Annotated in this window: 20 protein-coding genes and 1 riboswitch; of the genes, 9 read left to right on the plus strand and 11 right to left on the minus strand. The window is 39.6% G+C overall.

Translation table 11 applies throughout. The annotated features are described in order from the left end of the window. Positions 1-15: 15 nt before the first annotated feature. Positions 16-636, plus strand: coding sequence for an ankyrin repeat domain-containing protein (locus ACK8HY_RS12215; protein WP_254846242.1), 621 nt, complete (start codon positions 16-18; stop codon positions 634-636). A gap of 48 nt (positions 637-684) precedes the next feature. On the opposite strand, the gene ACK8HY_RS12220 is transcribed toward ACK8HY_RS12215, so the two are convergent. Next, positions 685-1239: a thioredoxin family protein gene (locus ACK8HY_RS12220; RefSeq protein ID WP_077437123.1), complete on the minus strand. Its 555-nt coding sequence runs from the start codon at positions 1237-1239 to the stop codon at positions 685-687. A 137-nt stretch (positions 1240-1376) separates the two neighbouring features. On the opposite strand from ACK8HY_RS12220, the gene ACK8HY_RS12225 reads away from it, so the two are divergent. The 3 genes from ACK8HY_RS12225 (at position 1377) to dnaK (ending at position 6969) form a co-directional block, all read left to right on the plus strand. Further along, on the plus strand, positions 1377-4061 hold the full coding sequence (locus ACK8HY_RS12225; protein ID WP_077437124.1) for a TonB-dependent receptor: 2685 nt from the start codon (positions 1377-1379) through the stop codon (positions 4059-4061). Continuing rightward, positions 4054-4932: a GLPGLI family protein gene (locus tag ACK8HY_RS12230; RefSeq protein ID WP_077437125.1), complete on the plus strand. Its 879-nt coding sequence runs from the start codon at positions 4054-4056 to the stop codon at positions 4930-4932. Before ACK8HY_RS12225 ends, ACK8HY_RS12230 begins: the two co-directional genes overlap by 8 nt. Before the next feature lie 132 nt (positions 4933-5064). After that, a complete protein-coding gene (gene dnaK / locus ACK8HY_RS12235; protein ID WP_077437126.1) occupies positions 5065-6969 on the plus strand; it encodes a molecular chaperone DnaK in 1905 nt (634 codons plus the stop codon). A 138-nt stretch (positions 6970-7107) separates the two neighbouring features. Here the strand turns inward: dnaK and ACK8HY_RS12240 are convergent, their stop codons facing one another. The 3 genes from ACK8HY_RS12240 to ACK8HY_RS12250 all read right to left on the minus strand — a co-directional run bounded on the left by ACK8HY_RS12240 (position 7108) and on the right by ACK8HY_RS12250 (position 10552). Beyond that, the gene (locus ACK8HY_RS12240; protein WP_139351169.1) at positions 7108-7785 is read right to left on the minus strand and encodes a TIGR02117 family protein; all 678 of its coding nucleotides are present in this window, start codon (positions 7783-7785) and stop codon (positions 7108-7110) included. Between the two features lie 179 nt (positions 7786-7964). Continuing rightward, a complete protein-coding gene (locus ACK8HY_RS12245; protein ID WP_077437127.1) occupies positions 7965-8876 on the minus strand; it encodes a sugar phosphate nucleotidyltransferase in 912 nt (303 codons plus the stop codon). Positions 8877-9010: 134 nt separating this feature from the next. Beyond that, the gene (locus ACK8HY_RS12250; RefSeq protein ID WP_077437128.1) at positions 9011-10552 is read right to left on the minus strand and encodes a helicase HerA-like domain-containing protein; all 1542 of its coding nucleotides are present in this window, start codon (positions 10550-10552) and stop codon (positions 9011-9013) included. Positions 10553-10722: 170 nt separating this feature from the next. On the opposite strand from ACK8HY_RS12250, the gene ACK8HY_RS12255 reads away from it, so the two are divergent. Beyond that, positions 10723-11058, plus strand: a complete 336-nt coding sequence (locus tag ACK8HY_RS12255) for a hypothetical protein (protein ID WP_254846243.1) — start codon at positions 10723-10725, stop codon at positions 11056-11058. Here ACK8HY_RS12255 and ACK8HY_RS12260 read toward each other — a convergent pair. After that, positions 11048-11209: a hypothetical protein gene (locus ACK8HY_RS12260; RefSeq protein WP_175992069.1), complete on the minus strand. Its 162-nt coding sequence runs from the start codon at positions 11207-11209 to the stop codon at positions 11048-11050. The genes ACK8HY_RS12255 and ACK8HY_RS12260 overlap by 11 nt on opposite strands. A gap of 32 nt (positions 11210-11241) precedes the next feature. On the opposite strand from ACK8HY_RS12260, the gene ACK8HY_RS12265 reads away from it, so the two are divergent. The 3 genes from ACK8HY_RS12265 to ACK8HY_RS12275 all read left to right on the plus strand — a co-directional run bounded on the left by ACK8HY_RS12265 (position 11242) and on the right by ACK8HY_RS12275 (position 15343). Next, positions 11242-12777: a SulP family inorganic anion transporter gene (locus ACK8HY_RS12265; RefSeq protein WP_077437129.1), complete on the plus strand. Its 1536-nt coding sequence runs from the start codon at positions 11242-11244 to the stop codon at positions 12775-12777. 79 nt (positions 12778-12856) lie between these two features. After that, the gene (locus ACK8HY_RS12270; protein WP_077437130.1) at positions 12857-13504 is read left to right on the plus strand and encodes a carbonic anhydrase; all 648 of its coding nucleotides are present in this window, start codon (positions 12857-12859) and stop codon (positions 13502-13504) included. Between the two features lie 168 nt (positions 13505-13672). Continuing rightward, positions 13673-15343, plus strand: coding sequence for a glutamine--tRNA ligase/YqeY domain fusion protein (locus ACK8HY_RS12275; protein ID WP_416133782.1), 1671 nt, complete (start codon positions 13673-13675; stop codon positions 15341-15343). Between the two features lie 50 nt (positions 15344-15393). Here the strand turns inward: ACK8HY_RS12275 and ACK8HY_RS12280 are convergent, their stop codons facing one another. From ACK8HY_RS12280 to ACK8HY_RS12305, 6 genes are all read right to left on the minus strand, one after another. Beyond that, positions 15394-18423, minus strand: a complete 3030-nt coding sequence (locus tag ACK8HY_RS12280) for a DUF2723 domain-containing protein (protein ID WP_416133783.1) — start codon at positions 18421-18423, stop codon at positions 15394-15396. Between the two features lie 305 nt (positions 18424-18728). Then, positions 18729-19685, minus strand: coding sequence for a methylenetetrahydrofolate reductase [NAD(P)H] (metF, locus tag ACK8HY_RS12285; protein ID WP_077437133.1), 957 nt, complete (start codon positions 19683-19685; stop codon positions 18729-18731). A 71-nt stretch (positions 19686-19756) separates the two neighbouring features. Next, a riboswitch (SAM riboswitch) is annotated at positions 19757-19859 on the minus strand. 102 nt (positions 19860-19961) lie between these two features. Continuing rightward, positions 19962-20813 (minus strand): hypothetical protein, encoded by an 852-nt coding sequence (locus tag ACK8HY_RS12290; protein WP_343562177.1) that lies wholly within the window; start codon positions 20811-20813, stop codon positions 19962-19964. A gap of 257 nt (positions 20814-21070) precedes the next feature. Beyond that, positions 21071-21595, minus strand: coding sequence for a ribosome maturation factor RimM (rimM, locus tag ACK8HY_RS12295; RefSeq protein WP_077437371.1), 525 nt, complete (start codon positions 21593-21595; stop codon positions 21071-21073). A gap of 228 nt (positions 21596-21823) precedes the next feature. Continuing rightward, on the minus strand, positions 21824-22345 hold the full coding sequence (locus ACK8HY_RS12300; protein WP_077437135.1) for a 30S ribosomal protein S16: 522 nt from the start codon (positions 22343-22345) through the stop codon (positions 21824-21826). A 77-nt stretch (positions 22346-22422) separates the two neighbouring features. After that, positions 22423-23349, minus strand: a complete 927-nt coding sequence (locus ACK8HY_RS12305; protein ID WP_416133784.1) for a hypothetical protein — start codon at positions 23347-23349, stop codon at positions 22423-22425. Positions 23350-23458: 109 nt separating this feature from the next. Between ACK8HY_RS12305 and ACK8HY_RS12310 the strand changes: the two genes are divergently transcribed. Continuing rightward, positions 23459-26809 (plus strand): UvrD-helicase domain-containing protein, encoded by a 3351-nt coding sequence (locus ACK8HY_RS12310; protein WP_416133785.1) that lies wholly within the window; start codon positions 23459-23461, stop codon positions 26807-26809. Positions 26810-26818 lie beyond the last annotated feature (9 nt).

The raw sequence follows: 26818 nt of genomic DNA on the forward strand, positions 1-26818 counted from the left end.
GTACAATGCAAAAGTATGGACAAGACAGATCAGGACAATCTCGCCCAAAACAGCATTGTTGAAGCAGTTTCCAAAGGGCAGATTAACGCGGTAAAGGAACTACTGGATAAAGGAGCTGATGCAAACCAAAAAGGTAAAGATTCAAAATCGCTGTTGTTGATCGCCACAGAAAAAAACGATCTGACTATGGCCAAATTACTTCTTCAATATGGTGCGAAGGTGAATCAGCAGAACAATATTTTAAATAGCCCCTTTCTGTACGCCGGTGCTTCAGGATTTACTGAACTAGTTAAGCTTTACCTCGACCACGGAGCCGATTTCAAAATTTTTAATCGATACAATGGCACGGCACTTATTCCTGCCTGCGAACGTGGTCATGTGGAGACGGTAAGACTATTGGCCAATACAAAAGGTTTCCCAATAGATCATATTAATAGACTGGGCTGGACCGCACTATTAGAAGCTATCATACTCGGAGACGGCAGTCAAAAATATGTGGAAATTGTCCAGATATTATTGGACGCCAACAGCGATAAAAATATAGCTGATAACGAAGGTGTAACACCCCTACAGCATGCCAGAAAAAGAGGGTTTAATAAAATTGTCACTATACTGGAAGCAAAAAGCAGCAAGTAAGCAATCTTACTTCTGCTATTGCAAGGCCAAATGTTGACGCTGTTCTTTCTATTTCTGCAAAAGCGCCTGAATCTCCTTTTGGATCTCCGCTCCCTTATCTGTGTTATACCATTTTTGAATCTCTTCTTTAATATCCGAAAAATCTTTCCCCTGCTCCTTCAAGCTCAAGAATAAGTTCTGGCAATCTTTTGGCCTTGGTCCCCAAACTGCGAGATCTACTCCATCATCATTTCGGATCACTAGAATCGGGATTGATTTCCCACCATTCGTTAAATAAGAATCTATTAAAAAAGGTGCGCTATCACGCAATTGGATATCGACAGTAATATTGGGGTTTCGGGCCGCCATCTTAGCAAGCATTGGGACAGAATGTGCCGCATCGCCACACCAAGGTTCTGTAATAATGATCCATTGTTGTCGTTCCGAAATCGTGTCAATAAACTGTTGAAAAACCTCTGTTGGTTCAAAACGTTTTAACCAACGGCCCATCCTTGTCCAGTTCATTTTAGTGTATTGATAGTACTCGTCATCCTGGTAGGTAGGGTGATTTTCAGGATGATTCAATATATCTTCGAATTGTTGCAAATAATTTTCAAACGTCATAAAATCAATTTTGTGCAAAGGTAATTTTTAGTTCCTACTTTGTCAAAATTCTATATCCCAAAGATTTTACAATCGCTGATGAGTTTTCACACTTATTAACAATTAACTCAATTATCTTTGGCACATACAACCAGTAAATGAAAAGATTAATTCAATTATTCCTAGTATTTTTTGTTATCAGCACAGCTTATTCCCAGACAATCATAAAGGGGAAAATTTTAGATAAAGCTGACAATAAGCCGTTGACAAATGCTTCTGTCATTCTACTGAACACCGATTCCGTGCTCCGCTATTTCAATAGGGCCAATGAGGAGGGAAAGTTTCAGATCAAAAATATTAAGCCTGGCAGCTATATACTTTTAGCAACTTATCCAAAGTTTGAACTCTATAGCGACACCATTGAACTCAAGGGACAAGATATCGACTTTGGCGATATCAAAATCAATTCGCAGAAAAATGTCCTTGAAGAGGTTATCATTACGCGCAGACTTCCCATTACCATCAAGGGTGATACTATCGAATATGACGCAGGAAGCTTCGAAACCGAAAAAAATGCCAAGCTCGAGGATCTTTTACGCCGATTGCCGGGCTTTACAGTGTCTGGAGATGGAAATATCACCGCTCAGGGCAAATCAGTACAGAAAGTCTTTATAGATGGCGAAGAATTTTTTGGTTATGACCCTAAAATTGCCATACGCAATGTGCGGGCCGATGCAGTCGACAAAGTGCAATTGTATGAGAAAAAATCAGAAGAGGCCGAACTTTCGGGTATAGATGACGGTGTGCGTATTCAGACCGTGAATGTAGTGTTAAAAGAAAAGGCCAGAAAGGGTATCTTCGGAAATGCAGAGCTATTAGGTGGTACCAAGGAGCTCTATGCCGGAAACTTATTTGCGGCCAAATTCAACCAGACTGAGCGCATCGGTATAACCGCCAACCACAATAATATGGGGAGCTCCAATAGCCATGAAGGATCTTTACGAATGAACAATCAGATTACCGGAGAGCCGCTAAATACATCTTTAGGGGCGAACTACGAAAACCAGTTTCTCAAAAAGGCGCTAAAAGTAAATGCCAATTATAACTATAACAGTAGCAGCAATAAAAACCGATCGGAAAATTACAACAAAAACATCCTTCCTGATAACTCGATCTTAGAACGAAATAGCAAAAATTACAACGAAAATAGTGCAAGAAGCAATGGTGTCAGATCCAATCTCTCCATGCGACTGGATTCAACGCAGCATATGGACCTACAGGCCAACGGAAATTGGTCCAATAATTTCAGTTTAAGTCAGTCGGAAAGTGCTACTAATGATGGCGCCGGTGCGGCGGTTAGCTCCTTTAATGAGAAAAATGAATCGAACACTTCGAGCCAAAGCAATAATTTTCGCCTGAATTATAGAAAAAGACTCAAAGCCGGCAGTTCATTAAATTTAATGGTCGGCAACAACTATAATGAATCAACTTCGGAAAGTAAAGTTAATTCAGAAACAATTATCCATCAGAGCAATGACACCACGCGTATTAACCAAAATAGATGGAGCAATAACAAAGGTAATACCTTTTCTACTTCATTCAATTTCAATAATAGGCTAAATGACGCCATGAATTTAGCTTTGGGCTACAGCTTCAATCAGTCAAACAACAAGAACGAACAGGTATCAACAGACATACAAACTAAAGAGAAAGATCCCTTATACTCTAAAAATCAGATCGACAATAATACCAACCAGGGAATCAATGTCCATTTGTCTTATCGGAAGGATAAATTTGAGGTCAATCTTTCCAACCGAACATTCTATAAAAATCAAAAGTTAAGCGATAGTGACCGGGATATAAACCTTTCAAGGAATTTTTGGGACAACAATTTAAACTTTGATGCCAATTACCGGATTTCAAACAGTAAGAATATCCGACTGGCCTATCAGAGTTCCAATATCATTCCTTCATTTGACCAATTACAGCCACTGCAACCGCAGACTAACCCACTGTTTCAACAGATCGGTAATCCAGACCTCAAACGGGCTGTCAACAACAACATTTCAGCTAATTATAATGCGTTCAGTTTGCTAAAGGGAACCAACATTAATATTAACGGAAATTTCTCTTTCGTCAATAACCCAATTGTCAATAAGACAACAGTCATGGAGAATTCGGCCCAGATCAGTAGCTATGAAAATTTATCGGGTAAATCAAACTGGAATGGTGGATTAAACATCAATCATATGCAACCCCTGGCCAATCGTCGCATTAACTTCAATAAAAGTGCAAATATCCGGTACAACAACAGTTACAGCTACACAAAATTTGAAAGTGGCCAATCTCAAGGGGAGTTTCTCCTGAACAATTCAAAAAACACCGCATTCGGCCTAGGATCAAGCTTAAATGAACAAGATTCAGAAGGCTTTGATTTTGATATTTCATTGAATGCCGGCATTAACGCACAGCAAAATTCGATCAACACGCAATATAACGCAACTAACTTTGAAGGTGGAGCTTCGGGATATATCAAATATTTTCTGCCGAAGAAATTCAATATCGTGACCAACGTTTACTATAGCTACACTGGCCCCACTAAACTTTACAAGAAAGCAATTAATCAATTTTATACCAATTTGGAGCTGGAAAAAAAGGTATTGAAAGATGAAAGTCTGACAGTCAGCCTTAAGGCCTTTGACCTCTTTAACACATTTAATAATACACGTCGGAATGGCAGTGATACCAATTATTCAGAATCCACCCAACAGGTATTGACACAGTATTTTTTAGTTGGTGTCAAATGGGATTTCAATAAATATTTAGGAAAAAGCAATGATTAGAACATATTTAACCATTATTATATTTTGTCTAAGCGGATTATCTCTGCAGGCACAATACGTCTATTTTGGCAATAGGGGTACCATTAGTTTTGACAAGGTGACGTATACAAAGGCCCGCATGCGACAAATGTCCAATGACATGAGCTCAAAAATGATGGGCCGGGGAATAGACTTCATGGAGCACCTGGATAAAATGCCAGACTCGCATACAGATCGATTTAACTTATATTTTGATGAGAATGCGACCGTTCTTATGCCCGAAGAAAGCCCAAATACCGAAAAGCCGAATGGAGGAGGCAAAATGCGTGCGCCAAGTATCACGGCAAGTGGCCGCGGTGGTAGAAATCAGGGTGGTTCACGAGGTGGAGGAAACCAGCGTGTTATGCTCAGAGGTGGAACCAGTAAAAATGGAAAAGTACTTTACCAAGATCTGAAAACGGGGAAGGCCGAGATTCAATTGGATATCGATGAGAAATATTTGCTTGCTGAAACATTAGATAGCATCACCTGGCGCTTTACCGAGGAATTCCGCAATATTGCTGGTATCAACTGCCGAAGGGTAAATGGTGCTACCAAAGACTCCCTTTATCTGATTGCCTATTATGCCGAAGAAATACCGGTCTCTGCAGGCCCTGCCCTGAGCCATGGTCTTCCGGGTATGATATTGGGGCTGGTCATACCAGAGATGCATATCCAATATTGGGCAACAAATATCGCCTATACCAATAATCTTGTTCCCACAGATTGGCGGGACAAAAAATCAAAACAAATGCAACTGGAAGAATTTACAGCACTCTTTGGCAGATATATGCCACGCAATCGTCAAAATGAGTCAGCTAAAAAACGGATCTTGGAGCAACTTGTCTATTGAAAATGTCAGTTTGGCAGTACCTAAGTACAAATTGATGACAAATAGTGATTTTTTTACAAAACATTCGGATTGGCATAAGGGTTGATAATAGAGTGATAGAATTTATTTAAGTAAAAAATTAAAATACAAGATATGTCTAAAATTATAGGAATTGACTTAGGTACTACAAACTCATGTGTTGCCGTAATGGAAGGTAACGAGCCTGTAGTAATTACGAATAACGAAGGTAAGCGTACCACTCCTTCCATTGTAGCTTTCGTAGAAGGTGGTGAGCGTAAAGTGGGTGATCCAGCTAAACGTCAAGCAATTACTAATCCACATAAAACTATTTATTCTATTAAACGTTTTATGGGACTTTCATATGATGAGGCCGTAAAAGAAGCTGAACACGTACCTTATAAAATCGTTAAAGGTGATAACAATACACCACGCGTGGAAATCGACGACCGTAAATATACTCCACAAGAAATCTCTGCAATGATTCTTCAAAAAATGAAGAAAACTGCTGAAGACTTCTTAGGTCAAGAAGTAACAGAAGCTGTCATCACAGTACCTGCATACTTCAACGATGCACAGCGTCAAGCAACAAAAGAAGCTGGTGAAATCGCTGGTTTATCTGTTAAACGTATCATCAACGAGCCTACTGCTGCTGCTTTAGCTTACGGTTTGGATAAAGCACACAAAGACATGAAAATTGTTGTGTTTGACTGTGGTGGTGGTACACATGACGTTTCCGTATTGGAATTAGGTGATGGCGTATTTGAAGTAAAATCTACTGACGGTGATACACACTTAGGTGGTGATGACTTCGATAATGTGATCATCAACTGGTTGAATGAAGAATTCAAAAACGAAAACAATGGCTTTGACTTGAAAAAAGACCCAATGGCCTTGCAACGTTTGAAAGAAGCTGCTGAAAAAGCGAAAATTGAATTATCAAGTGCAACTTCTACTGAAATTAACTTACCCTATATCACGGCAGATGCAACTGGTCCAAAACACTTAGTTCGTACCTTATCACGTGCTAAATTTGAGGCTTTGGCAGCTGACTTGATCAAGAGAACAATTGCTCCTTGTGAGTCTGCATTGAAAAATGCTGGTTTCAGCAAGTCAGATATCGACGAAATTATCTTAGTAGGTGGTTCTACACGTATCCCTGCAATTGTTGACGCTGTAAAAGCTTTCTTCGGAAAAGAGCCTTCTAAAGGCGTAAACCCTGACGAGGTTGTTGCTTTAGGTGCTGCAATCCAAGGTGGTGTATTGACTGGTGAAGTAAAAGACGTTTTATTATTGGATGTAACTCCACTTTCATTGGGTATCGAAACAATGGGTGGTGTAATGACTAAATTGATTGAAGCAAATACAACTATCCCGACTAAAAAATCGGAAACATTCTCAACAGCTTCAGACAATCAACCATCTGTGGAAATCCATATCTTACAAGGTGAGCGTCCAATGGCAAGCCAAAACCGTACAATCGGTCGCTTCCATTTGAACGATATCCCGCCTGCACCTCGTGGCGTGCCTCAAATTGAAGTTACTTTTGATATTGATGCCAATGGTATCATCAAAGTATCTGCAAAAGATAAAGCAACTGGTAAGGAGCAAAACATCCGTATCGAAGCATCTTCAGGTCTATCTGACGACGAAATCAAACGCATGAAAGAAGAAGCTGAAGCAAATGCTGATGCTGATAAAAAAATGAAAGAAGAAGCTGACAAAGTTAATGCAGCTGATGCCTTAATCTTCTCAACTGAAAAACAATTGAAAGAATATGGCGACAAAATTTCGGCAGATAAGAAAGCTCCTATTGAAGCTGGCTTAACGAAATTAAAAGCTGCGTACGATGCGAAAAACTTCGCAGATATTGATGCGGCTTCTGAAGAATTACAAAATGCTTGGAATGCGGCTTCTGAAGAAATGTACGCTGCTTCTCAAGGTGCTGCACAACAACCACAAGGAGATGCTGGTCAAACACAAGGTGGAAACCAAGGTGGTGATGACGTGACTGACGTAGATTACGAAGAAGTGAAATAATCACTCCTCCTGATAAATAAAAAGCTCTGGGTAGATAACCCGGAGCTTTTTTTGTTTATAAGAAACATCTCCTCTAGAAACGCGAAAGAGCTGCTTAGTATAGTGCGCAAATTGCCCAGAAGAATTTAATAAACCCAGCTATTTCCGATAATGGCTCAATATTCCTTTATCCAATGTAGCCCAGACTCCTGCTGGCATGTCTGCCTTCTTCAAAGCATTGTTTGTCCAGGTATTACAGGAATAAAACATGCTATAGGCCCCTTTGGCTTCATAAAAAGCATCAGCATCGTCGTATTGCGCATCCGTATCGACCAATATAGGTTTACCTTCACGCAAATCCAGCGAATCATAGATATACTTTACCAGTGCGCGATATTGCTCCTCATTTATTTTATATCCAAAACATAAGTCAGTCTCTCGAATGGAATTATAGTAGGTCACATGTATTGCAGACTGTCCCAACCCAAAGGCTGCCACAAAGGCCGTTGAAGCCTTAAGATCTTTCCATTCCGGTGTATCCAAATAAAAACCTTTGTCCCCCCAGCCTACACCCATATATTGATAACCGGCTTTTTTACCAACCGTGTTGGCATAAGGAAATACAGTGGACCAGTCCATATCTTTCACGATGACCGGCAAAACAATATCTGTGTGTACACCATTGGATTTAACAAATACCTGAATCGTTTGATCTGTTGTTACCAGTTTACGCGATGCTGAGAGTCTTGACAGGCTATACTCCCCAACAATATATAAGACGCAAAAACCTATAATTCCTAAAATAATATATCCTAACACCTTAAGTATCTTTTTCATTTAACCAATTCGATTTTCTATCATAATCTAACGTGTCGGTTTTTAATCTTAGCTGCCTCCAATGACTCCATCTCCGAAAACAGCACAACGCCTGTCTAGAACATCTGCATTGTTGGGCGAAAAAAAACCTGTATTGTTTGACACAATACAGGCTCAATATAAGCTATTTCTATTAGCTCTTAAAATAACTTTTCTGGATATACGCCATCAGCAACCAATTTCGAAATTGATTCTTGAACGATAGGTTTATCTTCTTTATATGTTACACCAAACCATTTCGATGATGTTGGGATGACTTTAAAATCCGCCATTTTATGTTTCACCATATAATCCGGAACTGAAGGAATAAAAAATTCAGCTTTCAAATTCTCTTTATTTTCTTCAACAAAAGCTGGGAACATCGCTTGTGCTACTTCGAAGATTTTTGGCGTGAAGCCCCAAAAGTTCATCGAAACGCGTGTTTCCGGATCCAAATCGTTTTCAACACCATTTTCCTCATAAACAATCTTGCGATCGTCCCCCTCACCTTTGTAATAGATGTTGGTACGCTCAGTAACACTTTCCATATGACCTGTAGGACTAACTTCACATACTCCACGTGATACATAGCCGTAATCAGACATTGTATTTCCGACCTGAAAACCCATCAATGACATCTGTTCGTCTGACACCTCAGTCGTTAAAAACTTCGCCATTTTGTTGAAAGAATCTGAACCATAAAAATCGTCCGCATTGATCACACAAAAAGGTTCGTTCACTTTATCCTTAGCGCTCATCACAGCGTGTGCTGTACCCCAAGGTTTCGTTCTTTCAATGACGTGATTTACGCCAAATTTAGTTAAATCAAAATTTTGAAAAGCGTAGTCTACTTCTATTTTACCTTCCAATTTTTTATCAAAAACTTCTTTCATCTTTTCTAGGAATTCTTCCCGAATAATGAATACAACTTTTCCAAATCCTGCGCGAATGGCATCATAGATTGAATAGTCAATAATTGTCTCGCCGTGTGGGCCAAAACCATCTACTTGTTTTAAAGAACCATACCGGCTAGCCATTCCTGCTGCCAAAATCAAAAGGGTTGGTTTACTCATATTTAAATTGCGTTAATAGAACTTTCTTTTCGTCCGCAAACTTAGCTAAATTTGCCCTTAAAAGCAAATGTAGCTATGTGCTGATCACTGTCTAAAAATAGTGTATCGGAACGAAAATTATCAATAAATTCGTGTTATTTCTTTTTTAAGAATGCATTCAATAGACCGGTTGCCAATTTCCCCAAGAGTTTGACCCCTTCTCTTGCGAGTGTTGTTGTCGCCGTACGCTGCGCAGCTTCTAATGGCGTCTGCCTCCTTGAAGTCGGTCGATCAGCTTTGGCAGCCTCTTTCTCCGCAGCTACACGCTGTTCTTCCTGCTGTACAACCTGCATTTTCTCATCGATCATCTCAGCGGCAGAACGATTTTCCTGTCTTTCCTGATATTTTGTCTTTAAGTCCGACTGATTAATAATCAGATTGATTGTCGCATCGTCTGCAGGGCCCATTACAGCACGGGCTGGTACTAGATGGGTTGCCACCACTTCCGTAGGAATACCCTTATCATTCAACACTGTAATTAAGGCCTGACCTGTACCCAAGGAGGTCAAAATCTGATCAATCTCATAGAAATCCGATTTGGGGTAGGTTTTCACTGTTTTTTTTAGATTTTCCGCATCATTAGGCGTAAAGGCCCGCAACGCATGTTGTACCCGGTTTCCCAGTTGTGCCAATACCGACTCCGGAACATCCGTTGGAGACTGTGTACAGAAAAACACACCAATTCCTTTGGATCGGATAAGCCGGATAATTTGATCCACCTGCGTTAGAAATGCTTTGGACGCTCCATTGAAAAGAAGATGTGCCTCATCAAAGAAAAATATCAGTTTTGGCTTGTCCAAATCTCCTACTTCAGGCATGTTTTTAAACAATTGGGCAAGCAGACTCAATAAAAATGTTGAATAAAGCACAGGTTGATCCTGCACATCGGAAATATTCAATAGGCTAATCATACCCTTTCCGTCAACTTTCTGAAATAAATCGTTGATATCAAATTCCTTTTCCCCAAAGATATGGGCTAGCCCCTGTTGTTCCAAAGCGACTATCTTACGCAAGATCGTCCCCGAACTTGCTGAACTGATCTTACCATAATCATTCTTGATCTCTTCACTTCCGGGACCGTCGGAAAGATAGGTTAATAATTTCTTTGTATCGGTAAAGTCTATCAATGGCATCTGATGATCCTGCGCATACTTAAACATGGCCGCCAAGACCCCGGTCTGTGTTTCATTCAGCTCCAGAATCCTGCCCAAAAGGACCGGTCCAAAATCATCTATTGTAATCCGCATCGGAATTCCTTTGTTGCCCGACAGTGAATACAATTCTACCGGAAAACTTGCCGGTTCAAAGGGTATTCCTACCGCATTTCCGCGATCCAGTAAAGCTTGATTAGTTACACCGGGAACGGCAAGGCCAGAAAGATCGCCTTTCACATCCAGCATAAATACAGGTACGGATGCATCTGATAATTGCTCGGCGATCAATTGTAGCGTTCTGGTTTTACCTGTCCCTGTCGCACCGGCAATCAGCCCGTGGCGATTCATCATTTTCAGTGCCAGATTGACCTTTGCATCCGCTAAAATCTCACCATTCAAAATACCCGCTCCCAAATATATAAAATCCCCCTTGGGGTTATAAGAAGCCTGAACCTTCTCGATAAATTGTTCTTTATTTGCCATAGAAAAGGCTTAATATTTATAGTTCATAAATGATATTGAAAACTCTCCAAAAAATAATCTTTTCGTCACAATTTCGTGCCAAAATTCATTTTGTATGCACTTTTAATTTGAAATTAACATAGAATTGCTATTTTTACGATGTAAAACAACACTATTAAAGGTACTAAAAAATGTTAAATAAGAGATTTAGATTTGTGGCAGCATTCCTATGTGCGATCATCTTTTTCACAAAGATGGCCATCTCTATATCGCCTATTTTTTCCAATAGTTTAGACCAGAATACCATTTTACAAATTGTTTTACAAATAGAAATCGAGAACAATAATGGCGCAAGCACGGATACGCTTGAGACAGCCTCAAAATTTTTCAATACAAAATCAGACGACCCCATTGTATTCGAGACTATCATTGTTGAGAACCAAGGAAAACAAAAGAATTACCTTAAAAACGAGAAAAGCATTTTAGCTTTCCATCCTACGGTTCCAACGCCGCCTCCTAACTGTTAATAAAGGCATCCCTATGGGATGTATCCAAATCGTCCTCATGCTGAATCCCAGTATGCGGTTTCTTATTGATTTTCTCATAAAAATGCCAATGCGCAGCAGTATTGGGTACCGTCAGTAAGTACCCATTAGCTACCGCTGTAGGCAAATTCATGAAGATTTATTATACAGTTAAACACAAATTTTATGTTTGGAACTCGTACGTCGGCTTTTCTGAAACTTTCGAAAAGAGACTTAAAATATGATTTCCCTGCTAGTGTTGTGGTGTTTTTGGTGGCACTTCCATTATGTTTGGGAATTGCAATGGCCTCAGGTGCGCCATTGTTTGCAGGATTATTGACTGGTGTTATTGGTGGAATCGTTGTTGCTTCAATCAGTAAATCACCACTCAGTGTAAGTGGGCCAGCCGCTGGCCTCACAGTTATCGTATTAGGTGCTATCCAGAGCCTAGGCGCTTATGAGACTTTTCTTCTTGCGGTAGTCATCGCAGGTGTCGTACAAGTCATTTTAGGTATTCTAAAAGCTGGTATGATTGGAAATTATTTCCCTTCAGCGGTTATTGTCGGCATGTTGGCCGCTATTGGTATTACCATTATTATGAAGCAAATTCCATTGGCATTGGGTTTGGTGGAAGCGCATGCTTTTGAACTGGACAATGGCCATGGTATCGCCGCTTATTTTGATACACTCGCTTCAGCGATCAACTTTGGTGCATTAATCATCTGTACGCTATCATTGGCGATCTTGATCTTCTGGCCAGCAATACCGAAATTGAACAAGATACCGGCACCACTGGTTGTTGTTATCCTAGGAGTAGTTTTAGCCTATCTTTTTCAAGGCTCATCCTTTCAACTGCTGGACAAACAGTTCGTCCTAGTTCCGATAGTCGGTTCATTTACTGAATTTACTGGCCTATTTACTTTTCCGGACTTTACACAGATCATTAACAAAGATGTCTGGATAGCAGCATTTACGATTGCCATTATAGCCAGTTTGGAGACCTTATTGAGCATTGAAGCCGTTGACAAGATAGATCCTTATAAACGCAATACACCGACTAACCGTGAATTAGTAGCACAAGGAATCGGGAATATGACGAGTGGTTTTTTAGGCGGCTTGCCGTTAACATCCGTCATCGTCAGATCGTCGGCGAATGTAAACGCAGGAGCGAAAACCAGACAATCAGCAATTTTGCATGGTATGTGGCTCATCGTTGCCATATTGGCCATTCCTACCTTATTAAATATGATCCCTTTGGCCTGTCTCGCTGCAATTCTACTCCACACAGGTTATAAGTTAGCCAAACCAAGCTTATTTGCCTCCATGTATCGAAAAGGATTGGACCAATTTATCCCTTTCTTTGTGACAATTGTTGCTGTAGTATTTACAGATCTATTAATGGGAGTGGGCATTGGAATCGTTGTAGCAACATTCTATATTTTAAGAGCAAATATGAAAAATGCTTTTAAGTATAATATTGAGAAGGACAACGAAGAAGATAAGGCTGTCATTGTATTAGCGGAGGAAGTTTCATTTTTGAATAAGGTTCCTATTCAGCAAAAATTGTATAGTTTACCAAAGACGGTTAGTAAGATCCGTATCGATGGGACTTTCAGCAAATTTATAGACAAGGATGTAATTGAAGTCATCAAAGATTTTGAACAGAATGCCAAAAGTAAGGGCAAGGAGATTGAGCTTTTACAGGTAGTCTATAAAAAATAAAGTTGTTTGCCGTAAACAACAAAGTTAAAAATTTGTATTATTATAAAATTGAAAAAACGCCCCCGGGCAAATAGTGAATATGGAAAATAAAGATTTAAAAGCAGGATTTGACAATATTATTAAGGGAAACCAAGAATGGATGGATTTTGTAAAAAATGATACCACAGGTCGTTTCCAACAACTTGCAAAAGGTCAGAATCCCGAAATTCTTTGGATTGGTTGTGCTGACAGCCGTGTACCTGCCAACGAATTGACCGGTACAAAACCCGGTGAGGTATTCGTGCACCGTAATATCGCTAACATGGTTATCCACTCAGACATGAGTTTATTAAGTGTACTGGATTATGCTGTCAACGTATTAAAAGTAAAACAGGTCATTGTAGCGGGGCATTATGGCTGTGGTGGTGTTGCCGCGTCTTTGAGCCGCAATCAATACGGTATCATCGATAACTGGCTAGGTCATATCAAAGATGTGTACCGTTTGCATAGCGCAGAGATTGATAATATCGAAGACAACGAAAAGAAAGTAGACCGCTTAGTTGAACTTAATGTCAAAGAACAGGTTTTTAATCTTTGTTCTACTTCGATCATCCAAAATGCCTGGAAAAATGGACAACCTCTTGCTGTACATGGTATGGTAATCAATATAGGAACAGGCCAATTGATCGATCAAAATTGTACTTTTATAAGTAACGAATCCCTTGGAAAGGTATTCGCTTTCAAATAGTAACAAATCGGTGAAAGGGACGAAGATTCGTCCCTTTTTTATTTCATGGCTTAGCCAAGCAATAATCAGGGTAACACGGGAACTTTTCACATGATTACCTGATCAAGCCAAGCCGAATATCTATCATCACCTACCTAATATCTCACTTCTAATAATTAACTTTGTATTATGAGTGAAGAAAAATCATTAAATTTTATCGAGGAAATTGTCGAAGAGGATCTTCGTACAGGAAAACATGGCGGACGTGTATTGACACGTTTTCCTCCTGAGCCAAATGGTTACCTCCACATTGGTCACGCCAAATCTATCTGCTTGAATTTTGGATTAGCACAGCAGTATAATGGCAAGACTAATCTACGTTTTGATGACACTAACCCTGTCACTGAGGATACTGAGTATGTTGAAAGTATCAAGAAAGATATTCAATGGCTTGGATTCCAGTGGGCAGAGGAATTATATACTTCGGATTACTTTGAGACTTTATATAGTTATGCAGTTGAACTCATAAAAAAAGGTTTAGCTTATGTTGACGATAGTACAGCTGAAGAAATTGCAGCAGCAAAAGGCACCCCAACAGAACCGGGAATTCCAACCGGCTATCGCGACAGGTCGATTGAAGAAAATCTAGCTCTATTCGCAGACATGCGTGCTGGTAAATACAAAGATGGCGAAAAGGTACTGCGAGCAAAAATAGATTTAGCTAGTCCGAATATGCATATGCGCGACCCTTTGTTGTACCGCATCAAACACGCTCATCATCACCGGACAGGCAATCAATGGTGCATCTACCCGATGTATGACTTTGCACATGGACAATCGGATTCTATAGAGAAGATCACACATTCGATCTGTACACTAGAATTTATTCCGCATCGTCCCCTGTATGACTGGTGTATTGAGAAATTGGAAATTTTCCCTTCCAGACAATATGAGTTTGCACGTTTAAACATGACATATACTGTCATGAGCAAGCGTAAGCTTTTACAACTAGTCAATGATAAATTTGTTGAGAACTGGGATGACCCACGGATGCCAACAATCTCGGGTTTGAGAAGAAGAGGATATACTCCGGCGAGTATTCGTAACTTCTGCGACAAGATCGGCGTTCAAAAACGGGAAAACATGATTGACGTCAGTTTACTGGAGTTTTGTATCCGTGAGGATCTGAATAAAACTGCCTGGCGCAGAATGGCTGTCCTTGATCCGATCAAATTAGTGATCACAAATTATCCAGATGGCCAAGTAGAAGATTTGGTCGGTGAAAATAACCCTGAAGTTGAAGGTGGTGAAGGCCATAGAATCATACCTTTTTCCAAAGAACTTTGGATTGAACGTGAAGATTTTATGGAAGATGCTCCAAAAAAATTCTTCCGCCTCGGTCCTGGGCTTTCGGTTCGTCTAAAACATGCCTATATCGTTACCTGTAATGATTTCGTCAAAGATGAAAATGGAAGGGTAATAGAAGTACATTGTACTTATATCCCTAATTCTAAATCAGGTGAAGATACTTCCGGACTAAAAGTTAAGGGAACGATCCATTGGATTTCTGTTCCCCATGCAAAGGAAGCTGAGGTAAGATTATATGACAGGTTGTTCAATGATGAAAATCCAGCTGCAGCCGAAAACTTCAAAGATTCTATTAATCCTGAAAGTTTACATATAATTGAACGTGCTTATATCGAACCAGATCTAGCTACTGCTACCCCAGGAAAAGGGTATCAATTCATTCGTTTAGGCTATTTTACTTTGGACACACATTCCACCCCTGAACACTTGGTCTTTAACCGTACAGTTACATTGAAAGACTCTTGGGGAAAAGAAGTAAAGAAAAATGGTTAAGTAAACCATAAAAAGTAAAAGGTCGGAATTGTTTCCGACCTTTTACTTTTCTATTCTATGCCATACCATTGCTGATACTGTTTTCTAAGCCCCTCAACACGTGCCAACCGCTTGCTATCATTGGCTGTCAATAAAATATCTCGATAACGATCCACCGAGTCTAATGCCGTCTGCATTTCGCTCCATTCAAAGCCTAGATTTTTTTGATCTAATACCAATTGGTGTAAATAGTCCATATTTTGTGAAACATAATCTAGGTTTCTGTCTACGATATTTCCGGCAAGGTGCCCTTGTCCGGAACGGTATAGGCTATCAATGATATCTACATAATTAATCGCATCCGACATCGCATATACTCGATCCGGCAATTGGTCGTAAGCTTTCTTGGCCACTTCTCCAGCTCGTTTGACCTGTCCGTTTTCCAACAGTAACCGTGCTGTCTTACCAAAAATATCCCGCGCATACATACTCGAGAAGCGAAAGGAATCGGTATCTAAATATTTTGCATTCTTGATATTCCCCCAATTGTATTTATGCATGATATTATCATATAACGCTTCCACATCGACGAAAGCTGTCATCTCGCCAGCAGACGCCTGCTGTTCATTGGTCACAGCAACGGGCATCAGCCTTGAAGCGAATCCTTCATTGACAAGATATTTATCCAGTCCCAACTTAATATCACCGGGCAGCATATTTGAAAAATAGATCGGTCGATCCCAATGATTATTTTCAAGGAGGGACAACAAAGTCAGATCCGATCGGGATAAGTGGTCAGCGGGAATTTCCCATTCCATTGTAGAAACAACTGCATGCTGTAGATAAGCCGGTACAGCGTTCTTTCTTAACACCTCAGCTTTATCGATAGCCAATCTAACCTTCTTAGTCGGGAAATAATTCTCCAAACTACCCGAATTCAGCTGAACTTTATAATCTGGATTATCGGAAGTAACAAACTGCAATAACTGTTGAATATCAACAGCAGCATTCAACTGTCGATCTATAAATGGGATATAATCGCGAATACCCTTTTTTGTTTTTTCGGCAGGGATTGCAATCGGAAGTCCATCAGCCTGATAGGTCGGTTTCTTGGCCTGCTGCATATACCAATCACCCGTTAAGTAACTCAGTACAACTATTCTGACGTCTGGACGAACACCTTCCACCTCTTGCAAATACCATAACGGAAAGGTATCATGATCGCCATAGGTAAATAAGATTGCATTTGGTGCGCAGGTTTCAAGGTAATTGCGTGCAATATCCCGTGCCAAGGATTTTTCGGAACGATTATGATCGTCCCAGTTTTGATGTAGCAGAATAATCGGCCCGCCCAAAAGTGCAAAAGATAAACCTGTAACTAACGCATAAGGGGTATGAACAAAACGCTTAAAAAAACGCACCAATGCTATTGTACCTAGCCCGATCCAAATAGCAAAAGCGTAAAAGGATCCCGCATAAGCATAATCACGTTCACGGGGTTGTAACGGAGTTTGGTTAAGATACACAACAATCGCTATACCAGTGAAAACGAATAATAAAGTCACCACCAAAGTATAGGGCTTATGGTGCGTATATAACCAAATCGCTCCTGCTATACCCAATAATAAAGGCAGGAAAAAATACGTATTTCGGCTGGGATCATTTTGCTGTGATTCTGGGAGATCATATTGTCCGCCAAGACGCCAATTGTCAAACTTTTTTAATCCTGAAAGCCAATTCCCATCGGTATATGACCCATAACCCTGCTTATCATTCTGTCTTCCCACAAAATTCCATAAGAAATAACGTGCATACATTTCCCCCAATTGAAAATGAAAGAAAAACTTAAAGTTATCAGAAAACTGCGGTCTTTCACCGTCTTTTAATTTGAGATAACTTCTATAGTAAGCTTGATGATTTGGATCCTGGCTATAGATACGCGGAAAAAATGTTTCTCGATCAAAATCATACTTATCAACCTGTGTAAATGCTGTATAATTGGACTCATCTTTCCGATAACCAGTCTTACTTTTTATGTCTATAGCTTTCGAATCGTAATATGGCCCTTTCACCAAAGGCTCCTGTGTGTACTGCTCGCGGCTCAAATAACCTAAAAACGAAAATACATTATCAGGCGCATTATTATTGAGGGATGGATTCGCTTTTCCGCGGATCAATACCATGGAATAGGAACTATAACCAAATAGAATGAAACAAAAGGCCAATAAGGCCGTATTTAACGTATACTTCCGGTTTCTATGTGAATAAAAAAGGCCATATACAATGGTACCACCGATAAGTATGCATAAGAAGAGAATTCCAGCCCCAAACCCCAGTCCGAGCGAATTCACAAACAACAGGTCTATTTTTGAAGCAAAAGCTACCAACCACTGAATGATACCCCAAAGAATTGCTGCCAGAATCAACAAACTCAATAAAAATGCAACTAAAATACCTCTCAGATTTATTTCCGAGGTCCTTTTAAAATAGACCACCATAGCTATGGCGGGAATAGCCAACAGATTTAAGAGGTGGACTCCGATCGAAAGTCCCATAACAAAAGCAATAAAAATCAACCAGCGGTCGCTTCCATACTGATCCGCCCGCACTTCCCATTTGAAAATTGCCCAGAAAACCACTGCTGTACAAAGCGAGGACATCGCGTATACTTCAGATTCCACAGCGGAATACCAAAATGTATCGCTAAAGCTGAAAGCCATTGCTCCGACTGTCCCTGCAGCGAATAGCTGTAAGTAGTAAGAGAAAGTAGGCTGCTGTGGCTTTTTCAAAATCTTCTTGACTATTGCGGTGATTGTCCAGAATAAGAATGCCACCGTCATACCACTACAAATCGCCGAACCAATATTCATCCAGTAGGCTATCTTCCCGGTGTTACCGAATGCCAGATTGGAAAAAACATTCTGAATAAGCAAAAATAGGGGTGCTCCAGGTTGATGGGCAACCTCAAGCTTGTAGGCACATGCAATAAATTCACCGCAGTCCCACCAACTCACGGTCTTTTCGACGGTAGCAATGTACACAAGCGTAGCAACGAGGCCACAGGTCAAACCGAACAGAGTATTTAATTTACTGTACGTCATAAGGTCAATTGGTCTAAATCTTTATTCCTTTTAGTACTTTAAATTAAACAGTTATCTCGATTTAAAAATGTTAATTAACACTATTTAACACCATGATCTATCTAAAAATATTTTTTCTAAAGAAACCTCTTCTATAATGAAAAGAGAAATATATTTTTTTAAAAGGGGGCTGATTTCATCTTAAGCCCCGTATATACATGAAGGCAACAATTGCATGTACAGGAATTCTTTCGCAAAGGTATAATGGTATGCCTACTATAGGTTCAATAAAAAAAGCGAGGGGCTTCCCTCGCTTTTTTTGATTTTTAGGCTAATTTTTCAACGATTTTTTTGGTTGGCCCGGGATTACTCATGGTATAAAAATGCAACACAGGCGCACCAAATTTAATCAGCTCCTGACATTGTTGCACAAGCCATTCTTCACCTACTTGCCTCACATCGGCATTGGTTTTACATGATGCAACGGCATCGCTCAATTCCTCTGGAATATCCAAGTGGAAAATTCGTGGCAATGTGACCAACTGTTTTTTTGTCGTCAAAGGTTTGAGCCCCGGAATAATAGGTACATGAATTCCGTTGTCCCGACATTTGGTAACAAATTCCTTGTATTTTTCTACATTAAAGAACATCTGTGTCACGATAAATTCGGCCCCCATGTCGACTTTTTGCTTCAGGTATTTAAAGTCTGTATTGAAATTAGGGGATTCAAAATGCTTCTCAGGATATCCGGCAACACCAATACAAAAATCAGTTTTCTCAGATGTAATAATATCTTCATGGAGATATTTCCCCTTATTCATATCTGTGACCTGCTCCAATAGATCCGTTGCAAAAGCATGGCCACCTTCAGTTGGAATAAAATCAGCATCGCCTTTGCGCGCATCACCTCGCAGCACCAACACATTGTCGATACCCAGAAAATTCAGGTCAATCAAAGCATTTTCCGTTTCCTCTTTGGTAAAGCCTCCGCATATCAGATGCGGGACTGCGTCCACCTTATATTTATTCATGATAGCAGCACATATTGCGACTGTTCCCGGTCGCTTGCGATAGGACACACGTTCCAATAACCCGCTAGCATGTTCCTTATAGATGTAATCTTCACGATGATAAGTTACATCAATAAAAGGTGGTTTAAATTCCATCAGTTCATCCATTGTTTTGAAAATACTTTGGATGCCCTGTCCTTTAGCAGGCGGCAATAGCTCAAAAGAAAACAATGTTTTTCCTTTAGCGTTCTGGATATGGTCGGTAATCTTCATTAAAAAACTGTTTTAAGTTTGGGTTGGCTTACATCGAAACGCACAAGTCGAGGATATGTCTATCTGCATGTAACTTATCTTTCCCACATGGAGCAGGGTAGAATTTAGCACCTTGAACAATACAGGTTGCTAAGGCTTCACTGGGTCTAGTCCCTCGGCCTTTCTCTATAAGCGTTGCTAATATCGTTTTAAAAAACCAAACAACAAAAATATTTTTTTGAAAATCTAAAAATTATGGCACCAAAGCTGCCTCGTGCCAATTTTTTCCCGCCCAAATTACTCCAAAGTAGAAAGAGCATTGCGTAGGTTCTTTAAATAGAATGTGATTAACAATAGACCGGAAACACTATACTTCTCCTTCTGTCCGTACTTAAACCCATCCATTAAATATTTATAGGCAACCAATGCATTTTCCTCGTTGTAAAACAGCTCCTTCCACGAGACAGGAACATCTTCCCATCTTTTTAATACTATTCCATTTCGGGCATAGGTAATCGGAGATTCGACCCCATCTATTTTATAATCATTATGAACACCGGAATTAGAGATATGCTGAAAATAGGCAATCGAATAATCCAAAAAATTCAATGCTCGGGCCTTTATCTCTCGCTCGTTCTCAGCTCTTGTTGGAATATTACGCCACAGATTGACTTCGCTATCAAATTTACTAGGCTGCTCGCGAATGGGAGTCTTGTCCAATTCGAAATTGATATATAGGCGTTCGGTATTGGGCAAATGGGCGGAATTAAATGGAGAGAAGTCACCTTTCAACTGCACAAAATCCTTGTTTATCTGGATAATATCCAAGGAAAGTTTTCCCTTGGCAGCATCTATAAGCTCAAGCTTATTTCCTTTAAATGTGTATTTACCATTCAACAGGACATCGTCTATAGCGAGGACAAAATGTGCTTTATCCCGTAGCGAGAGAAAGGAACGATGATAAAGCGGATGATCACAGGGGATATCAGGCTCAACATTTAGCGGATTATCGGCTTTAGCCTTCAAATAAGCCTCATTGGTATAGCCGCAAATAACCTGGTAATTTCCAGCGGAGAACTCCTTATCCTTTCCTAGAAAAACGCAAGAGGACAAAAATATCGTTGAAATAAGGATCAATAATGGCTTCAAAACAGATCATTTAATGTGGTCAATAAATTGATTATCTACTACCAAGATACTCAAAATCCAGCAGAGTTGAGCTACACCTGAATGTTTCAGCACATCAATACTATTAAATAAAATCGGACTTAAATTTTATGACAGAAAAAGGTCTAAATTGTTTTACGAACTTAGACCTTCTTCGTCGTATGCACGAGGATTAAAAAAACACCTTAAATTTAGATCCTTATTTTGTTATCAGAGACGAATTTCTGGGACAATCGCTCTTATTCTTTATAGAGGTCGACTAGCCCCTCAGGCAATTCTACTTCAATAATTTCCTCTTCTCCGTCTATACCCAAAATGAGATCATCGGATAACGGGAACATCAATTCTTTTCCATCCATATCAACGGTAGCAACGAACTGCTGTGGGAATTCCTGTACATCCGTAATTTCTCCTAATTCACCGTGGTTTTCATCGATCACCAAAAAGCCAATTAAATCTGTATATCTAAAATCATCCGGATCCCGTTCAGGCATTTTATCGTTGGGAAGATAAACCTTTTTTCGAACCAGCGCCTGCGCCTTGTCGATGTGATCTACGTCTTCGAATGTCACATAGGCTGTACTATTTTTCTGCAGTTTTATCGTATCGATAAAATAAGGAACAAGTTTTTTGTTGATCTCCAAAAAAACAACATCCATATCCAAGCTCTCATAGTCTTCAAATTCAAAAAACAATTGCATTTCGCCTTTAAGACCTCTCGTCTTGCTGATATAGCCTATATAAAAACTTTGATCGACAGTCATTTTGTAGTATTTTTTCTTGAGATATTTATATTGAGATGTCATCCATCAAGCTTCCGCTATATATTCCACCCCCTTTTTATTTTTTCACTTTTTGTATTGAGATGATGAGGATTTAGACTTACGGTCTATTTAAGCAGGACAGGCCTCAACAAATTTCAATACCTGCTTCTTTTATTAAAAAAGCCGGCTCAAGATTGAGCCGGCTTTCTCGAATACTTTATGAAAGAATTAACCTTCAGTTTCTTCTGATGCAGGAGCTTCAGTCTCTTCAGCAGCAGGTTCTTCCGCTACAGGAGCATTTTTAGCAGCTACAGCAGCAGCTTTTTCTTCTTTTTTCTTCGCTTCAGCAGCTAAAGCAGCTTTCTTAGCATCAGCTTTAGATTGAGCTAAACCATCTTTTTTACCAGAGATTCTAGCTTCTTGAGCTTCAGTCCAAGCAGTGAATTTAGCTTCAGCAGCAGTTTCATCAAAAGCACCTTTTTTCACACCACCTTGTAAGTGTTTTTTGTAAAGAACACCTTTGTAAGAAAGGATAGCACGAGCTGTGTCAGTAGGTTGAGCACCTTTATTCATCCAATCCAACGCTTTTTCAAAATCCAAAACGATAGTTGCAGGATTTGTGTTTGGGTTGTAAGAACCAATACGTTCGATGAATTTACCATCACGTGGAGCGCGAGAATCCGCTACGACTACGTGGTAAAAAGGACGTCCTTTTTTACCATGTCTTTGCAATCTGATTTTAGTTGCCATTTCTTAATTTTATTTTATGTATTCAACATATCCCCCGAGCTTCATACTAGAGGGGATGCAAAGATAGTTATTTTTTTTTATTCATAGACATAATTTAATAAAACTTCACTGAGAATGACATCTTTAGCATCTCCAAAATCCCCTTTAACAACATAATTGATTGCCGTAGGTTTGCCACTAGCGTCCAAGGTAATTTTTACAGCTGTTTTCTTTGTCCAATCCGGCTGCATTTCTTGATTGGTCCTTCCCGGAATCAGGGCAGAGAAAAAAGCGTTTTCTAAATTTCTGGATACCACCTGATTAATATCAATCGGATTAAACCCCATTTGTTTGTAAATAGGATAAAGTGGGTTTATTGTCGTAGAATATTGAAAAAAGGAGAATAATGTGAATTCAAGTTTAGGGTCTCCGGGATTATTGAAAAAAGGTGAGAAATATAGAAAGCTTTTCAGGTTTTGGATATTATCGCCATTATAGGCTAAAATCAACTCCTGCTCATCTCCAATTTGTTCATAAAATTTCTCCAGTTTCCGATAGACAATTTTGGAAGGTACAGACATGTTCGAAGTATAAGAATAGCTTGTTAATAATTTATCTTTAATGAGCGATTCAGCACCTACACGGTTTATTCCATCTTTAATCGTTGCGCTCTTATTATACAAACTATCAACAAATACACTCTTCAGACGATTCTGCTCGTCCCAATGATAGCTTAAACGCACGATCTTCACCTGTTCAATTCCGCCTGTTTTACCCTGTAGCGCAATACGCGAATAATTCACTCGTCCATTTGCCCCATAATGGAACTGCTGTTCATTTACTTTTGTTACCCGCCCTTGAGCATCATATTCAAGTAGATAACTAGTTTCGGCGCCATTTGAAGCTGATAAGGTTGTATTTTTAAATTCGATAAGCCTAGTATTATCCTTTTCAGATCCATCTTTTTTACACGAATAATTAAAGGCAATACATAATAATACAAGGATACCCACTGTATATTTCATAAAACAATAATTTGGTCAATAAATTAGAAGCAAATTAAGTATATTTTTCTCAGTTAAAATAATCTTCGGCATTTTTGCCAATTCACATTTTACTTTCTACCTTCATTCCATGAAATCTGTTGCGCCATTAAAAATACTTAAAGCTTCGGCCGGTTCCGGAAAAACCTTTAGTCTGACACTACATTATCTAACATTGTTGCTATCCAAGGAAAATAGCTATAAAGAGATATTGGCTGTAACATTTACCAACAAAGCCACCGCAGAGATGAAAGAACGTATTCTCTCTGTGCTCCACGGTTTAGCTATTGGAGACCTTAGTCCCAAAATTGAAGATTTCAGAAAGTTATTATTGCAGCAACAACCCGATTGGACGGCTTATTTGATCCAGGAGAAATCCTACAATGTCTATCGTCGGATCTTACACGACTACAGTCATTTTACCATCAGCACAATCGATGGTTTCTCCCAGAAAGTCATCCGTGCGTTCACCTATGAGCTCAATCTTGATGCAGCCTATAAGATTGAGATGAATGTCAACAAAGTCAAAAATGACCTGACAGTCATGCTCAATCAATTACTAGATGAGCGGCCCGACTTACTAGATTGGATTATTGCCTACGCGGAGAAGAAAATAGCCAAAAATGAGAATTGGAACTATCGCCAGCAATTAATGAATCTGGCCAACCTTATTTTTTCCGAAAATTTCCAGGAGTTTGACAGCTATATTAATTCTGCCAATCCGCGGGAAGTTTTCAACCTCCTAAATCAGGAAATCGAACAAAAAATAAATTCTTTTACAGAAGCACTTTCGCTAACGATCGAAACGTTTAGTGAGACCTTCAAGAGGTTCAATATTCCCGAAAATGAGCTTAAAGGAAAATCACGCAATAAAATTATCGCCGCGAGCAAGACCAATAAAAAAACAGACAAGTTAAGTTCCTCAGAAATTGCCAAAATATTGGACAAATATGTTCAGCTAATAGACAATGAGGAGGCATTTACAGATAGCAGCAAAAATATACGCTACGATCTCCAGTCAGCGCTTGCCCCCATCTTACAGTCTTTTCAGACACTACAAGAGAATTTAGCCGCTTACATTGCCTATCAGGCGGTACAGAACAACCTTTATTACCTACGTCTGCTCAAAGAAATGAGCGACTTATTGACCCAATGGCGAAAAGAAAACAGTGCTCAGTTAATCTCCGATTCACAGATCCTGCTAAATAAACTTGGGATCGATGAGAATAGCGATCCGACATTCATCTGGGAAAAGATCGGTAATCGCTTCAATTATTTTTTATTCGACGAATTTCAGGACACCTCGCGTATCCAATGGAAAAACTACAGCCCCCTATTGATCAATGCACTTGCAGACGCCAATGGTACATTAAGTGAACATCTCATTGTTGGGGATGTCAAACAGAGTATATATCGCTGGCGAAATGGAGATTGGCGCATATTACTCCAACAGGTCGAACAGCAAATTGGCCATGCGTTTAACCTAGATGAACGTACCAAAACCAGTTTTATTAAAAATGGTAGTCTCGACACCAATTTTCGCAGTCTTCCGAATATCATACAGCTAAACAATTATCTTTTTAGCAGTATTCCACAACATTTGCAGCGCATTCTCAATGAAAAGGTGGGTGAAAACCTGGACGAAGACGGGAAACATTGGTGGGCTGCCTCGGGGAATAATAATATGCTTATTAAAGCCTATGAAAATAGTCAACAGGAAATCCCTGTACACAAAAAGGAGAACCTCAACAAATTAGGATCCATCGAAATTTCATACATCCCTGTATCAGATGGACGCTACAGACGAAATCAGGTTATCGAGGAATCGCTTGAACTTTTATGCAAAAAGATAGGGGAATGGTTTCATACCGATCGATATCAGGCTAAACAAATAGGTATCCTCGTTAGGAGTAATGCACAAGCGAAATTGGTTATCCAAAAATTAATGGATTTCAAAAAAGAGGAGAATCTTAGTTTTGAGGTCATCTCAGGAGATGCGCTATCATTGGCTAGCAACGATGCAGTGCTCCTGCTGATAGAAACATTAAAAGCACTCGTATACAATTCGGATAAACATAGTCTACATAAAGCAAAAATGGTTTATCTCTATCAGACTATCCAGAATAATACAGTCAATCAGGCCGCCTGGCTCCTATTTGCTTCCAACGATATTCATGCACTCAAGGATTTTCTTCCCCAAGCATTGATCAGTTCCTGGGAAATTTGGCAGAAACAGCCTCTGGTTCATTTAGTAGAAAAGCTTATCGAAATCTATGGCTTCACAACAGAGCATAACATTCACCTTCCCTACCTGTTGGCGTTCAAGGATATGATTTCGGCTTTTTCAACCAATGGTGAGCGTGGAATTAATCAGTTCCTGGAATTTTGGGAAGAAGATGGCAATCGTGCAGTAATCCCCTCTAACGGAGAAATAAATGCAATCGAGGTTACAACAATACATAAATCAAAAGGACTTGCTTATGATGTTGTCATGCTTCCTTTCTGCTCTTGGGATCTGGATGGGATGATCAATAGTGATTTCTGGATCGACACTCACGATACGCCCTTTGCCCAATTAGGAAAAATCCCCATAAAATATACAACGTCAGTTGGAAAGTCTGTCTTCTTCAAACAGTATTTTGAAGAAATGCTGTTCAATTATATGGATGCACTCAACACCTTCTACGTAGCCACAACACGTGCTATTGAACACCTTTATATTACTGCTCCATCATTTAAAGAGTCTGTGGACAAAAAGACTGGCGAGATTACGGGATATGATATCAAGGATGAATATATAAGCGATATACTCTATCAAGTCTTAGATTCATCTGCTGCTCCGTTTACATTGGAAAATGCCAATATAAAGGTCGATCAAACCATACAGCGAGCTGTACATCAAATCCAACAAAACAATCTCATTTCACTCAACCACTACCCTATTTCCAAACAACTGGAGATGGCTCTGGAAAAATCCAGTACACGCACGATCAATGATATCATGATGCTGGAAAAAGCGGCTCAATATGGAATATTGGCCCATGAAATTATGTCTCAGATCTCTAGAAAAAAAGATATCTCCCGATTGGTCCATCAATTGATTCAGGAAGGTGTACTGTCTAAAGAAGATGAACCTTACTTGCTACAAGAAATCAATCAGATCTGGAACCATCCCGTCATCAATCAGTGGCTATCAGGAAAATATAAAATCTGGAATGAAGCCAGTATCATTACCGCTAAGGGTGAAACTATCCGCCCTGACAAAGTCTTTACTTCTGAAGAAGAGACAATTGTATTGGACTTTAAGTTCACGCAAACGGATTACATTGGCCACAAATATCAGGTTGACAACTATAAGAAAAATTTGGAGAACCTAGGCTACAGCAATGTCAAAGCCTACCTCTATTATGCCAAATCAAATCAATTAATTGAAGTTAAATAAACGATCACG

It is taken from the genome of Sphingobacterium sp. NGMCC 1.201703 (assembly GCF_047784615.1).
Classification (GTDB): Bacteria; Bacteroidota; Bacteroidia; order Sphingobacteriales; family Sphingobacteriaceae; genus Sphingobacterium.